This window comes from Lysinibacillus sp. FN11 (assembly GCF_024628845.1).
Lineage (GTDB): Bacteria > Bacillota > Bacilli > Bacillales_A > Planococcaceae > Lysinibacillus > Lysinibacillus capsici.
On sequence record NZ_CP102383.1, the window covers coordinates 1,970,775 to 1,984,568 of the forward strand.

General features: G+C 36.5%; 13 protein-coding genes. 5 read left to right on the plus strand and 8 right to left on the minus strand.

Annotated features, from left to right (window positions below; all coding sequences use genetic code 11):
- Positions 1-95: 95 nt before the first annotated feature.
- The 8 genes from NP781_RS10560 to NP781_RS10595 form a co-directional block, all read right to left on the minus strand.
- Complete coding sequence (locus NP781_RS10560; RefSeq protein ID WP_257522227.1) at positions 96-848, minus strand: SDR family NAD(P)-dependent oxidoreductase; 753 nt, start codon at positions 846-848, stop codon at positions 96-98.
- 424 nt (positions 849-1,272) lie between these two features.
- Positions 1,273-1,788 carry a hypothetical protein gene (locus tag NP781_RS10565; protein ID WP_221683327.1) on the minus strand — a complete coding sequence of 172 codons (516 nt, stop codon included), beginning with the start codon at positions 1,786-1,788 and terminating at the stop codon, positions 1,273-1,275.
- Between the two features lie 167 nt (positions 1,789-1,955).
- The gene (locus tag NP781_RS10570; protein ID WP_257522228.1) at positions 1,956-3,212 is read right to left on the minus strand and encodes a DUF4179 domain-containing protein; all 1,257 of its coding nucleotides are present in this window, start codon (positions 3,210-3,212) and stop codon (positions 1,956-1,958) included.
- Entirely contained in the window at positions 3,209-3,709 is a 501-nt protein-coding gene (locus NP781_RS10575) for a sigma-70 family RNA polymerase sigma factor (RefSeq protein ID WP_257522229.1), read from the minus strand. The genes NP781_RS10570 and NP781_RS10575 overlap by 4 nt, the downstream gene beginning before the upstream one ends.
- Before the next feature lie 169 nt (positions 3,710-3,878).
- Positions 3,879-4,241, minus strand: a complete 363-nt coding sequence (locus NP781_RS10580) for a hypothetical protein (RefSeq protein ID WP_257522230.1) — start codon at positions 4,239-4,241, stop codon at positions 3,879-3,881.
- 41 nt (positions 4,242-4,282) lie between these two features.
- On the minus strand, positions 4,283-5,722 hold the full coding sequence (locus NP781_RS10585) for a MocR-like pyridoxine biosynthesis transcription factor PdxR (RefSeq protein ID WP_257522231.1): 1,440 nt from the start codon (positions 5,720-5,722) through the stop codon (positions 4,283-4,285).
- A 133-nt stretch (positions 5,723-5,855) separates the two neighbouring features.
- On the minus strand, positions 5,856-7,148 hold the full coding sequence (gene hemL / locus NP781_RS10590) for a glutamate-1-semialdehyde 2,1-aminomutase (protein WP_257522524.1): 1,293 nt from the start codon (positions 7,146-7,148) through the stop codon (positions 5,856-5,858).
- A gap of 26 nt (positions 7,149-7,174) precedes the next feature.
- Positions 7,175-8,401 carry a benzoate/H(+) symporter BenE family transporter gene (locus NP781_RS10595; protein ID WP_257522232.1) on the minus strand — a complete coding sequence of 409 codons (1,227 nt, stop codon included), beginning with the start codon at positions 8,399-8,401 and terminating at the stop codon, positions 7,175-7,177.
- Positions 8,402-9,594: 1,193 nt separating this feature from the next.
- Between NP781_RS10595 and NP781_RS10600 the strand changes: the two genes are divergently transcribed.
- The 5 genes from NP781_RS10600 (at position 9,595) to NP781_RS10620 (ending at position 13,174) form a co-directional block, all read left to right on the plus strand.
- Complete coding sequence (locus NP781_RS10600; RefSeq protein ID WP_257522233.1) at positions 9,595-10,554, plus strand: DUF2268 domain-containing protein; 960 nt, start codon at positions 9,595-9,597, stop codon at positions 10,552-10,554.
- Between the two features lie 290 nt (positions 10,555-10,844).
- On the plus strand, positions 10,845-11,126 hold the full coding sequence (locus NP781_RS10605) for a hypothetical protein (protein ID WP_221683334.1): 282 nt from the start codon (positions 10,845-10,847) through the stop codon (positions 11,124-11,126).
- A 138-nt stretch (positions 11,127-11,264) separates the two neighbouring features.
- On the plus strand, positions 11,265-11,723 hold the full coding sequence (locus tag NP781_RS10610) for an NUDIX hydrolase (RefSeq protein ID WP_257522234.1): 459 nt from the start codon (positions 11,265-11,267) through the stop codon (positions 11,721-11,723).
- Between the two features lie 258 nt (positions 11,724-11,981).
- On the plus strand, positions 11,982-12,473 hold the full coding sequence (locus NP781_RS10615) for an HIT family protein (protein WP_257522235.1): 492 nt from the start codon (positions 11,982-11,984) through the stop codon (positions 12,471-12,473).
- Positions 12,474-12,766: 293 nt separating this feature from the next.
- Positions 12,767-13,174 carry a hypothetical protein gene (locus NP781_RS10620; protein WP_221683337.1) on the plus strand — a complete coding sequence of 136 codons (408 nt, stop codon included), beginning with the start codon at positions 12,767-12,769 and terminating at the stop codon, positions 13,172-13,174.
- Positions 13,175-13,794: the final 620 nt, after the last annotated feature.

The window sequence follows — 13,794 nt, forward strand, 5'->3', positions numbered from 1 at the left end:
TTTAAGGACATCTAATGTGGAGCTTGTTTAGAATCCGAAATTTACGACTGTTAGTATAATAGACGAGAACAATAATAATTTGCCTATTTTTTTATTTATCTACCGCCACTCACATGTATAATTTCTCCAAGGATGTAATTTGTGGCATCGGCAGAAAGGAAGGCAATTACTTCTGCTATCTCTATAGGCGCTGCAGCTCTTTTAATTGGTACAGCGGAAGCCATCCGTTCAAGCCGATTGTCGCCAGGAGCAAATTTATCGTGAAAGGGTGTCTCTACCATTCCAGGCGCTACCCCGTTCACGATAATTCCATAGTCAATTAATTCTCTGGACATACCAATCGTCATTGTATTGACAGCTCCCTTAGCAGATGCATAATGAATACTTTCCCCTGCTCCACCAATACGTGCAGCTGCAGAAGAGACATTAATAATTTTTCCACATTTCTTCGGAATCATATGTCTTAATACAGCTTGAGAGCATAAGAGCACACTATTGACATTTAGCTTGAATGTTTCTTCCCAGAGCTCTTCACTCATCTCCATAAATGTACTTTGACGGATGCCGCCTCCAGCGTTATTCACTAAAACATCAATTGTGCCGAATGAAGAAATAGCTTGCGCAACCATTGCGTTCACGTCTTCTTTATTCACAATATTCGCTTGAATGGCAATGGCATCTCCACCTTGTTCTTGAATTCGTTGGACAGCTTCGTTGGCACCTTCCACATTTGTATGATAATTGATAATTACTTTAGCCCCGTATTTTGCCACTAGTTCAGCCGTGGCAAAGCCAATCCCAGAGCTAGCACCTGTGATAAGAATAACCTTTCCCGACAAATTATGCATAGCTTCCCACCTAACGTTTTTTATAGTAGTTCGTTCATAAACAACTCAATGCTCACGCACCACGATCGTTAGTCACATGATTCTACTTCTAGTAAATTTTTGAATGATCGTAACTAAAATCGCCAGAATAAATACAATCAAACTATTAATGAGTAGATAGTAGGCAATGTTTAATCCATAGAATAATGCAAAGGGGTCACGTATAATTAAAAGTGCCAATACGCTTCCTAACCCACCAAATACACCTGCCAGTAGTAAAATGATGAAAGCCGCATTATATAGATTTTTCTTTTTTTGTAGAATACAAACCCAATCACATTTGCAACAACAATCAAAAAGCCTATCAGTATAAAGAAAAAACCTTCCATTCAACGCCCTCTTTTCAAAACGATTTTGTCATGGGATAGCATTCCTTCCTATTAAATTAAAGTGGCCCACCCTCAAAACCAATAGGCCAACCATTTTCTTTAAATTTCACTTTATACTGAAATTCAAAGTGACCCTCATAAATAAAAGCTAAACTAAAGCCTGAAAATATATAACTATCAAAGTTAGCCATATTTCCAAAGCTTATTGTAGATAAATAATAGCTGTTTATTTCTTGATTAGGAAAAAACTTATGTAAATACTCCAATGCGCAGCTTATATGTAAATGGAGTTCATCGAAAATTCTTTCTGCTAATTCGATGATCCCTACCTCAGGATTTTCATTATTTCCTTGGACAATAATCTCCACATCCTCCCATTCCCCAATATTCATCCTGTATAACCACTGTTCCTGAATAAGATACTTCTCTTTATCGTGTACAGGGGGATTAACTATGTTTATTTTTTTGAGATCATCTTTAGTCAACGGTTTTGCAAGAATAAGCTTATTATGCAAAATGTCTTTGATATTAGAGACCATATATTTTGATTTGTTTAATTCTAAAGAGTCCATTTTACACCTCCGTTTAAAGTAAGTTTAACTTAAATTATACCATCATCGCTCTACAACTACCCTACATTGTAAGTTCAAAAAGAAAAAAGAGCTAGCTATGTAACTAATTCCGGAAAATAGCAAAGCAGCTATTCAAAAAGGTTCGTCTTTTTGAACAGCTGCTGCATTTATTGCAATGGAATATTTACTTCAATATTTTCCCCAATCGGATGAGGGTAATAGTTTAAATATAGCTTAGCTTTTCCATTATATTCTTCAAATTGTGATGTCTCCACTACATACTGCTCGTCTCGTGAAATAGTCAAACTTTTGAATTCTAATGGCGTGCCATCTTCTTTTATGGCGTCAGAGAGCATTAATAATTTGCCTTCATTATTTTTATTCATCTTAACCGCTACACTTTGCTGCACTATTGAAATGTCCCCCTTAAAATAAGTAGGCTTCGTGAGTATCTCTTTTGTGCCAAAATCAACTTCGATAAAATCCTCACCCTTTGGCACAGCTTGAACTGCGCCAATCATAACCGTCAATGACGCTGGATCATCGAAATAATTACTTTGCAAATAGAGTGTAAATTTGCCATCGCGAATATCTCCACCTGTTGAAATGCCATTTCTAATACTATCTCTGCGCTCACCGCTTTCTGTCATGACGGCAACATCATCCAGCGCTAATAGTTGCATTGTATTATCTTTGGCTACCTCAATATCGAGTGCCACTTTTAATGGCGAACGGCGAATTTGTGTAATCGTAAACCTCTGCCCATTGACATCGATCGTACGATTCGCAGTAAAAATTTTCTCCTTTGCGACCTCATCTTTCAGTGAAAACGGTAAAGTAATTTCAATGTTCCCCTTCTCTTCATCATGAAAGTGAAAAACTGCTTTAAAATCCTTTGAAATATAGGCGATAGGCTCTAAAAAATTATATTCCACTGAGGAAGAGATGTATGTTTGATTGCTTGCATTTCTAGTAAACGTACAGCCGCATTCAATCTCCTCATCTCCTTGAAACAATTGAACTTCTTCTAAGTTTAATTTTGAAATATCAAATGAGGCATCAGCGTCATAGAACAGTACAAATCCCGAATTATCGGCAATCACGCCCTGCAATGTAAGGGCTAGACCTTTTCTAGATTGCGTCACATTGATTTCTTCATAGTATTCATGATCTACAATATCTTTTATTCCTTTATCTATTGCAATCGCTGATACAATTGCTTGAAAGCCAGGTATTTTGGCAACTTGGCTAGCAATCGTTGGCGAGACGCGAATTGAAAAGAGAAGGCTTAGGCAAAGCATGGAGATGCATGCAACCGAAACAATGCGCTTCTTTCTTCTTTTTTCTCGTTGAACTTTCCGAAACATGTCCATGCGAACTTGTTGCAGTTTCTCCTTTGGAACGTCAATTAATGATTTACTCATAGCCAGTCCTCCTTTTCTCTAGCAAAGCTTCTAAGCTTCTTTAAAATGTGATGAAGCTTCGATTTTACAGTACCCTCAGGAATTTGATTGAGCTCAGCAATTTCTTTGTTTTTTAGTTGCTGGAAATATTTCATATAGACGAGTTGCTGCTCCGATAAAGATAAATGTTCCAATAATCTCTCCATATCTGAGTAGATGACCCATTCAGATAGGTGGTGTTCCTCAATCTGAACAGTCGGTGGACGTTTTCGTAAATGGTCTTTACAACAATTGATTAAGACGCGTACAAGCCATGTTCTGGCATATTCGTGCTGTTGAACGGTATGCATTTTTTTGAGTGCCTTGTAAACAAGCTCCTGCATCACGTCCATAGCATCTTGCTCATTTTTCATATATGTAAAGGCCATGCGATATAAAATATCCTCATCCATTTCAATCAGTGAAAGTATCGCTTCTTGATCTCCACGTATAGCACGCTTCTCTAATTCAAATTTCATCCTTTTTCGCCTCCTTCTCTCATTAGACTCAACATTGTTGCATTTCGTTCAAAATGTTTTAGAAGTTTTTAGGAAACTGTCATTTCAACACATCTCCCCATTAATAGTAAGAAGCGATTGCTCCAATTGAACAATCGCCTCTTACTCTTACCCATATGTATTGACAAAATTAAACACCATAATGAATCATCCATTTATCTTGTTTTATTGCTTCAGCTATTTTTTTGATTAGTTCTTCAAGTTCTGCAGATTGGTATTCGACATTGGCTTCTCTCACCATATTTAAAAATTGTTTATGAGAGCTCGGTGGTATCAAGGTTATCCCAAAATAGGCGAGACTTTTAAATGGCCTATTTGTGTTGTGTGCAAAAGTTTCGAGTTGATGTATTTTTTTGCCAAAATTCTTTGAAAGCAGTTCATCAAAGAGGTCACCATCTACACCGATGCAATTGTATTTTTCAGGTTCATAAGCAGCATACTCCTTGTCTTTTTCTATACAAGCAATGATCCCAAACTCATGAATGTATGGCAATAGTATCGCAACCTCCAATTCCCTTTATGCCCGGCTAATGATTACGTTTCTTGCAAGAGGATCTTTGCAAGACGAAAAATGCCTTCCTCAATGGCTTGCTCATCAATTTTAGCAAAGCCTAGAACCCATCCTTTTCGATTATTTTCTAAGCAATACTTACTAAGTGGATAAACACGTATCCCATTTTCGAGTGCGAGGTTTGTCATTGCTTCTTCATCAAACGATTCTTCCGCTTCAAGAAGCATATGCAAACCCGTTTCAATGCCACTTAGCTTGAAACGTTCGGCTAGTCCTGTTGCCATGATTGCCTTTGTCATCGCTTCATGTCTACGTCGATAGACATTTCTGGCTCTCCTCATATGACGCATAAAATGACCGTGCTCAATAAAATGAGCAAGCGTTAATTGCTCCATAATGGGAAGATGCCGATAGGTTAATTGTTGTACTTGTGCAAGCTGGCGAATGGCATCTTTTGGGCCGATAACTGCCGATATTCGTATGCCAGGAGCAACCATTTTAGAAAAACTCATCATATATAATGTGTTGTGGGGTTGTTGGCTAAACAAGGTAGGAAGCGGGCCACCTCGATACCTAAACTCACCATCATAATCATCTTCTACAATCCAAAATTGATTTTTCGCAGATTTTTGCAGCAATTGTTGTTTGCGTGGCTCAGACATTATGACACCCACTGCACATTGGTGCGAAGGTGTAACAAAAATAAGCTTGGTTTGTGGATCAATCTGCTCTACTTGTACGCCATACTCATCCACGGGCACAGCAACGACATTCATACGCCTATATTTCATGGCAATCCAGGCTGCAGGAAAGCCAGGATCTTCAACAGAAACCGTTTCTCCTTCCTTTAGAAGGGCTTGGGCAATCAGATCGATGCTATGCTGCGCGCCAGAGGTTAAGATGATTTGGTCAATCTCTACATGTACCCCTCTTTCAAATGTCAGGTAACGTTGAATCTGTTCACGGAGCGGTGTGAAACCGTAGGCATCGCCATAGCCCCAATTGGTCAGATCTGTTTCTGCTGAAGCCTGTAAAAACGATTGTCGCCAAGTTTTTCGGAAATGCTCGTCCAAATACGGCTCATGGGGACAAAAATCGATTGCGACGTTTCCAATTTCTTTGCCTCTAAACCAACTGTTTAATTCATCAACTGCCACGTTTAATAAAGGTAATGTTGGCGTAGATGGTCCTTGAGGAATCACCTCTTCTGCCAAGTTGGTTTTAAATCCCCATTCACTTACTCTTGTTCCTCCACGCCAATTTGTCACGGTATACCCTCGACTAAATAATTCCTCATAAACAATTTGTATGGTTGAGCGTGAAACACCTACTAATAAGGCGAGTTCTCGGGATGGAGGAAGTAACTCCCCTGGTGGCCATTTGCCTGTTGTAATATGATGAATAGCTTGGTCAAGTAACTGTTGCCATATAGGATTTTTATCGTCTCGGTTAACTTGTAACATTCAATTCACCTCCAGTTAGAATAGAGATTGTTAAAATATGCGAAAATTAATAGTTTTGTACAGTCAATAATTATTATACTATCAAATCGATCATTTTATAGATATAGGATGTTTGTAGTATACCTTGCATTATCTAATTACATGATAGCATCCTTTTAAAGGCTACATCTGCAGCATGAATCGTTCTATCAATATCATGTATGGAATGAGCCGTCGAGATAAATATGCTTTCATATTGAGAAGGAGGTAGAAGTATACCCTGTTTAAGCATTTCTTTATAAAAACGGCGAAACATCTCAGAATCTATTTTTTGAGCATCATCAAAATTTTGTAAGGGATGATCGATGAATGCGTATCCAATCATTGTTCCAGCTTTCGTTGTTTTAAGTGGAATATGATAGTTATGAGCTACTTTTGATAAGCCTTGTATAAGCCGATCTGCTAACGCTTCGATATACGAATAACTGTTATGATTTAATTTATTGATTGTGGTATACCCCGCTACCATAGCGATTGGATTACCCGATAAGGTTCCAGCCTGATAAATACTACCTTCAGGTGCAATATGATTCATGATTTCTTTTCTTCCACCATATGCCCCGACAGGCATTCCACCACCAATGATCTTACCTAAACATGTTAAGTCTGGTTTTATGTTATAAAGCCCTTGAGCAGAGTGGTAATCTATACGAAAACCAGTCATGACCTCATCGAGTATAAATAGGCCACCATATTTTGTAGTGAAAGAACGTATTGCTTGAAGAAATTCAGGGTTAGCTGGTATTCCCGCCATATTGCCTGCAAACGGTTCTACGATAACTGCTGCAATTTGTGAGCCATATTTATCAAATATCGTTTTCAGGACTTCGATATTATTATAAGGAATGGAGATTGTATGCTTAGTGATCTCTAAAGGTACACCCAGACTATCAGGAAGGCTGAATGTAGCAATTCCTGAGCCTGCCTTTACTAATAGATGATCACTGTGCCCATGATAGTTTCCATCAAATTTCACAATGATGTCTTTGCCAGTAAAGCCTCTAGCTAGTCTAATGGCGCTCATTGTTGCTTCTGTACCCGAATTAACCATTCGAATCTTCTCTATGGAAGGTAGGCGAGTAGATATTAATGTGGCTAGCTTATTTTCTTGTAAAGTTGGCAAGCCAAAACTTGTCCCCCTCTGGATGGCTTCAAGAAGTGCATCTGAAACCTCCTTATCTGCATGTCCATGAATTAATGGGCCCCAAGATAGCACATAATCTATATAGCTATTGCCATCAATATCATATATGTTTGAGCCTTTCCCATGACTCATAAAAATTGGCTCCATCCCAACTGATTGAAATGCTCTCACTGGGCTATTTACCCCACCAGGCATAAGTTTTTTTGCTATTTCGAAGGCTTCTATTGATTTCGTCGTATCGATGTTAAAAACCACCTTTCGTAGTGATATTATCTTTGTCTAATTTGTTGTCCCTCATTTAAGCTTTGCTGTTTTCTGAGCAATGGAACATTCATTAATAAATGTGCGCCCAAACCAGCTACAAGTCCCCAAAATGCCCCGCCAACTCCAAGTAAAGTAACATTTGCGGCTGTTGCCAAAAAAGTAATGAGTGCTGTTTCGCGTCCAACAGGATTTGTTAAAGCATTGGCAAGGCTACTACCAATTGTGCCTAGTAAAGCTAATCCCGCTAATGTTGCAATGAACGTAGCTGGGAGAATTAAAAACAATGCAGCCAATGTTACCCCAAAAATTCCGACAATTATATAAAAAATGCCACAGACTATACCTGCAATATAACGTTTTCTTGAATCCTCATGAGCGTCCTTCCCCGTACAGATGGCTGCTGTAATTGCTGCTATGTTAAAAGCATGTGATCCAAAGGGTGCCGTCAGGAGTGATCCCAATCCTGTTACAATCAAAATCGGATTGGCACTCGTTTTAAATCCATCATTTCGCAACACTAGCATGCCTGGCATGTACTGTCCTGTTAAGGTAATAATAAAAAGCGGCAAAGCGACACCCAATAATGCATGTAGAGAAAACGTTGGCGCAACAAATACAGGAGAGGCGAAGGCCAACTCGATATGGCTGAAATCTACCTGCCCCATACTTATTAAATAAATCAAGCCAATGAATAGAATACCGACAATCGCATAGCGAGATGTAAACCTTCTTAATACGATATACGTAGTAAACAGGACGATAACAAGTAAAGGTTCCACTTTCGCACCACCAAAGGCTGAAATACCAAATTGTAATAAAATACCTGCCAATAAACCTGAAGCAATGCCTGGCGGAATGAGTTGGACAAAACGTTCGAACATGCCTGATAAACCTAACAAAACAATTGCTATTGCAGAAATAATATAAGCACCAATGGCTTCAGCATACGGGGTAACCGCTAAAGCCGAAACAAGAAACGCTACGCCTGGTGTTGACCAAGCTGTAATAATGGGTTCACGGTATCGGTAACTTAGCCAGATACCCGTTACCCCCACACCAATGGAAATCGACCATATCCATGATGCAGTCATTTCTGGACTTAGACCAGCAACCTTGGCAGCCTGAAACACCAAGATAAAAGTGCCCCCATAGTTAACTAAGACAGATATAAAAGCAGCGATGGTGGGCGACAGGAAATCACGCACATTCAGTGAAACGGATGTTGAGTTCATACACTTTCCTACCTTTCTACAAATTATTTTAATCCCTTCTTCATACTAGGAATTCATCACGTATTCTCGTCCTTTAAGGACTGTTTCCTTCCTTTGTGGAATGTCGTTTTCCTATTGTCATTAGCCCTCTTTATGTAATGTGTCATTCCATAAATTTCAATTTGCTTGATCCCAAGTAACGCTTTACTTGCCGCTATCTAATAAAATGTCAATCTACCTGAACTAAACAGAAGTAGCACTCCCCCTCCTTGCTAATTAATGAACGGTCTTAGCATAACGCAATACGGATTGATAAAAAACATCCAAAACTGCGAATTTTAGCAGTCCATAAAATTAGGTACAATAAAATAACCACTATCCCTATATTGTAGTTTTATAAAAATGACTAATCGTTAAAAACAAAGATTGATCATTCATATTAAGTTTGATAAAAATCCTGTGTTGAAATGCAGGATTTTTTTGTCAACAAACGGGCCATTTAATAGAATAAAATACAATAATTATTGGACGCGAAGATTGTGAAGATTACTTAAACTAATGGTGCAGGTTAGTTGAAGTACCATCTCCTTTTTATATTGGAACTTTCATCTAAATACAAACGTTAAACTTATAAATTCTCTACTGTTATTAATAGTTTTGTGAAATAGAAAGGGGACTTTTATGAAATCCAATCTTTTGGTGTGGGTATTTTTTCTTCCTTTATTCTTATTTTTCAGTTTAATGCTATATATTGAAGTTTCAATTTATTCAGCTTTGCCTCCAGAACTAGGTGGAAGGGGTTTTTGGGTGGAATTTAAGAATGCTTGGTATCGTTCAATTTGGTTTTATGCAATAATATTGTTATTTTCCTTCTTGCTTTATTTGAAGTTTTTACATAAAGGAAAATAAAGAATTAATAAACTTTTGCTGTTGAACTAACGGGATGCTTTAGTTTAGCAAGAATTATGCTTATAATCTTCCACAATCGGGCGCGATTCTGTAACAAGAATCAGTGCTTTTTTTAATTAAAGGGCCAAATTATTGATAAACGTTTTCAATAAAAGTGGACATTATTGTTGAATTATTGAGTAAAAGATTTTGAAGCTTTTCACTTAAACTAACGGGGCAGTTTAGTTCAAGAATTAATAGACGAAAATAGACTAAAATATGGTAATATTATTTACAAATAGTCTTTTTTACATAAGGAGGTTTTTTTGAAAAAATATCTAAATATTGTTGTTGTGTTTATTCTAATAATTTCATGTCTAACCCTTGCTTCTTGTACACAAACAGAAAAAGAGCAAAAAACACTTGACAAAGAAATGATGTTCTCATTTGAGCACCCTCAAACCAAACAAAAATACAAAATCATTTATGCCAATCAACTGTTTTATCCGTATATTGAAAAGGTCAAAGATAATCCGAATCTTTCAACCTCGGAAACCTTAGAACTGTATAATAATGAGATTATTCAACCCATATATCAAGATTGTTTTGAAAATGGAGAATACCTTCATATGGCAGAAAACCTTCTTAATACGATTCCTAATGGGTTAACAGAAATAGAAGTGGTAAGTGAAAAAATGGAGACTCGTAAAGCAGAAATCAATCAACTTATACAAGAATCCCTTTTGAAATCAGCTGACCTCCTACCCTCTCAAAGTGATGTAGCAGTTTGTGTATTCCCTTCCTCTACCAATAATAGGAGGGCATTCGCAGTAGGGGCGGGCAAAATTATTATCCCACTTAATCTAAATGTTTTGGGGGATGCTTTAAAGTCAATCGTTGCCCACGAATACCATCACAGTGTTTGGGCGGAAAAGCATGCCAATGGGGACAGGTTTTCTGTTTTGGATAATATGGTTTTTGAAGGAAAAGCGGTCATGTTTGAAAAATCTGTATATCCTGACTACGACTATACTCCGATTTACTTGACTTACAACAAGGTTTTGTGGTCTAAAGTTAAACCTGATTTAAAAAATTATGACAGTAATCGTAGTTTAGAAATTTTAAATGGCGGAAAAGGGTTGCCGATATCTTACGGCTATAGTGAAGGCTACAAGATGGTTAAATCCTATCTTGACTTAAATCCTGATAAAACTCCAGAGGAATGGACTGCCTTAAGTGCAAAAGAAATTTTTGAAAAAGGAAACTATCTTGAAAACTATAAATAACAAATATATGAATGAATTGACATATATTCTAGGGGTAAATATATATTAAGAATTTGTTAAAAATAATTGAGTTGCGTATGCAGCTCTTTTTTTCTTATTGAACTAACCAGGTGCTTTAGTTCAAAAACGATCTTCAACAATCGGGCACTTTTCTGAAATTAGGAAAGCGTCTTTCTTCATGAAAAGGGCCATATTGTGGAATAACAACTTTTTATTAAAAATTACCAAACGAGGGTTTGGGAACAATTTAATTACAATTTATGTCTATATTGAAAAAGGGAGGTGTCATTATGTGGTTAATATTAGGTCTTATTGCTATAGTAGCTACTTGTATAAATCTTTTTATGTATGGGACAGGTAAAGATTATAAATTGGCAATGGCAATGGGGTTATCATTTACAGCATTGACACTCTGTGCAGAACATAGCCTTGTATCTAATTGGATAAAAGGTGAAGATTGGTCGGCTTTAAGGGAAATACCTAATATGAATAAGGCGTTTTGGTTTCTGACAATTGTTTCTATCTTACTAAATATAGCACCTATACTTTTAGAACTAAAAAATAAAAAATAATTACTCTGATTGTTGTTCATTTGGATTTACAACGGTAAGCAAAATAAAGTCCCCAACAACGCTTTTGGAACTTTTTTATTTAATAATGTCTAATTAATAAAAATTTTTGAAACTAAAATATGAAAGTAGGTGTAAACGATGAATGTTATTCCTATTAAGTCCACAGGTATCGCTGCTGTATTATTAAAAGAAATAAATAACACATATCATGTTTTACTACTAAAAAGAACATCTCTTAATTTAAATAATATTTGGTGCGATATAGGAGGCGGTATTGAAGATGGGGAAACGGCAATAGAAGCTGTTTATAGAGAAATTGCAGAAGAAACAGGTATCACAGAACTCGAATTGTATTCTTCTAATCAATTTGACCAAATTTTTTCTCCGCAAGAAAATTACATTTACATTGCACCAGTGTTTGTAGGTTTTGTTCACGAAGAGCAATCTGTCTTTTTAAACGACGAACATAGTGAATATCAATGGATTCCTTTTGAAAAAGCAAAAGAAATTGTAAGTTTACCTGGTAATGAAGAAGTTCTTCAATCTATTGAAAATAATTTTGTTAAGAAAAAACCTTTGAGTCATTTAAAAATTTAACTGCCTTAATACAGTTGGTGAGGATAAATCGCGCATACATGAAAGTTTAAAAACACACTTAAAAGCTACAAAATGAAGTTTAGTTATTCAATTAAAGGGCGCATTTCTTTAATAAAGAAATGTGTCTTTTTCAGTTTAAGGGCTATTTTGCTGAATAACTGATTGTAGAAATAATGGATATTTGAGATGATTATTATAAGTTTTAAAGGATAGTAAAAGGAACAGAGTTTTCAAAACTAAGGAGAGTGATAACGAGATATGGAATTATATTCACATAAACCAGAAGCGTACGAATGCCCATTTTGTCGAGTAGTATCAGGTAAAGAAAAACCAAATAAGGGAACTAAACAAAGAGACATTATTTATCAGAATAAATATGTAACAGCGTTTATAGCAAGCAAGTGGTGGCCTAATAACATGGGGCATGTTCTCGTTGTTCCTAACGAACACTTCGAGAATATATATGAGCTTCCAGCAGAAGTAGCTGCTGAAATTCATCGTGCTTCTCAATTGACAGCGTTTGCCATGAAAAATACATATGGTTGTGATGGAGTTTCTACTCGACAACATAATGAACCTGCTGGAAATCAAGATGTGTGGCATTATCATCTCCACGTCTATCCAAGATATGAAAACGATAACCTATACCTAACCAAAGGTTATTACACTGAACCAGATGAACGCCCATTCTATGCAGATAAGTTGCGTTCATGGATAAGTGAAAACTATTGTAATATCAACAATAGATAAAATTTTTTTATACCGAAATCGGGCGCAATTCTGAAGCAAGAATTGTGCTTTACCATGAAAAGGGCCGTTTACTTGAATGGGGATTGTTGTAATTGAACTGGATATACTAAACCCAAATATAATTTAAGGTGACGGAAGTGAATAAAAGTAAACCTTTTCTTTTGGTTTTATTTAGTATACTAATTTGTGGTTTGTATTATGGAACAGTAAATGCAAAATCGAACGATACTCCCCCTTCCTTTGAGGAAAAGATTAATGAAGGCAAACCACTCACCCCTTTAGAAAGCTAGTTAATGTCTTTTATGACTGGTTTGATGGTAACCGAACCAAAACAAGCTGTAGAATTGTGGATATCAGGAGTAATTAATCGAAGTGGTGCTGTTCAATATGCGATGTTGTCCCCTGCGCTTCGAAAGCAGTCAAGGAGTAAATTCGAGCAAACTCACTGGATAACAGGTCAGTCAAGTCCTTCGGTTAGTAACTTTCGTTTTCCTAAAGTAGAAAAGCTCAGCCAATCAAAAATGCAGTACACCGTTAAATACGATTTATGGGCATCATATGGAGACTTTGGTGGTGGAGAGAAGATTATAATCGTGGAGAAGAATTTAGAACCATTTAAAGAGTATTGGTTTATTTCATCAATAATAACGAAATATAATCAATGGGAAGCATTTACCCCAGCCGAGACAATTTTAAAATAGGGCACTGAAGATAAGAAAACCTAATTTGTAGAGTATTTCTTTCTTCCACAATCGGGCGCAATTCTTTAATTAAGAATGCGTCTTTTCCATGAAAGGGCCATATAGTTTGTAACATACTTTTGTCCCTATAGATACATCCTCATTGATTATTCAATACCTTTTTATAACGAAAGGTGTTTTTATTTGTCTCGTTTTTAGTTAATCCTAGCTGAATATTGATTACAACAAATGCACCTATTCTGATGGTTTGTTGAACAGTCAAATTAAAGAGAAAAATTCCTCAATTAGATGCAGATGTATTGTATTTAGCGGTCGTGGAAAGCTTTTTGAGGCAAAGCTTACGATACATAAACACAAGCAGAGCAAACAAAAATCGTTCGTTTAGATGCGTTAAGCGTTGAAAAGCAATAATCTTTTCGAAAACAACAACCAAAGAAATAGTAAAGCGTATTTTGAATTAATCAAAACACGCTTTTTTTATAATCAAATGAATTATTCTTTTATTATCATGTGCCTTAAAATAGCGTTACCTTTAGATGACTTAGAGCATCTCCCTAATCTGCCATAAAACACCAAGCAGTTGTGTACTGTCGCTACGAAAAGACTTATATAAAACATTT

What these genes read in the sequence shown, in the direction of transcription:
- NP781_RS10595 (WP_257522232.1), bottom strand. Translation starts at nt 8,401, where the DNA reads ATGAACTCAACATCCGTTTCACTGAATGTGCGTGATTTCCTGTCGCCC.
- NP781_RS10605 (WP_221683334.1), top strand. Translation starts at nt 10,845, where the DNA reads ATGTGGTTAATATTAGGTCTTATTGCTATAGTAGCTACTTGTATAAAT.
- NP781_RS10585 (WP_257522231.1), bottom strand. Translation starts at nt 5,722, where the DNA reads ATGTTACAAGTTAACCGAGACGATAAAAATCCTATATGGCAACAGTTA.
- NP781_RS10620 (WP_221683337.1), top strand. Translation starts at nt 12,767, where the DNA reads ATGTCTTTTATGACTGGTTTGATGGTAACCGAACCAAAACAAGCTGTA.
- NP781_RS10560 (WP_257522227.1), bottom strand. Translation starts at nt 848, where the DNA reads ATGCATAATTTGTCGGGAAAGGTTATTCTTATCACAGGTGCTAGCTCT.
- NP781_RS10570 (WP_257522228.1), bottom strand. Translation starts at nt 3,212, where the DNA reads ATGAGTAAATCATTAATTGACGTTCCAAAGGAGAAACTGCAACAAGTT.
- NP781_RS10610 (WP_257522234.1), top strand. Translation starts at nt 11,265, where the DNA reads ATGAATGTTATTCCTATTAAGTCCACAGGTATCGCTGCTGTATTATTA.
- NP781_RS10615 (WP_257522235.1), top strand. Translation starts at nt 11,982, where the DNA reads ATGGAATTATATTCACATAAACCAGAAGCGTACGAATGCCCATTTTGT.
- NP781_RS10575 (WP_257522229.1), bottom strand. Translation starts at nt 3,709, where the DNA reads ATGAAATTTGAATTAGAGAAGCGTGCTATACGTGGAGATCAAGAAGCG.
- NP781_RS10565 (WP_221683327.1), bottom strand. Translation starts at nt 1,788, where the DNA reads ATGGACTCTTTAGAATTAAACAAATCAAAATATATGGTCTCTAATATC.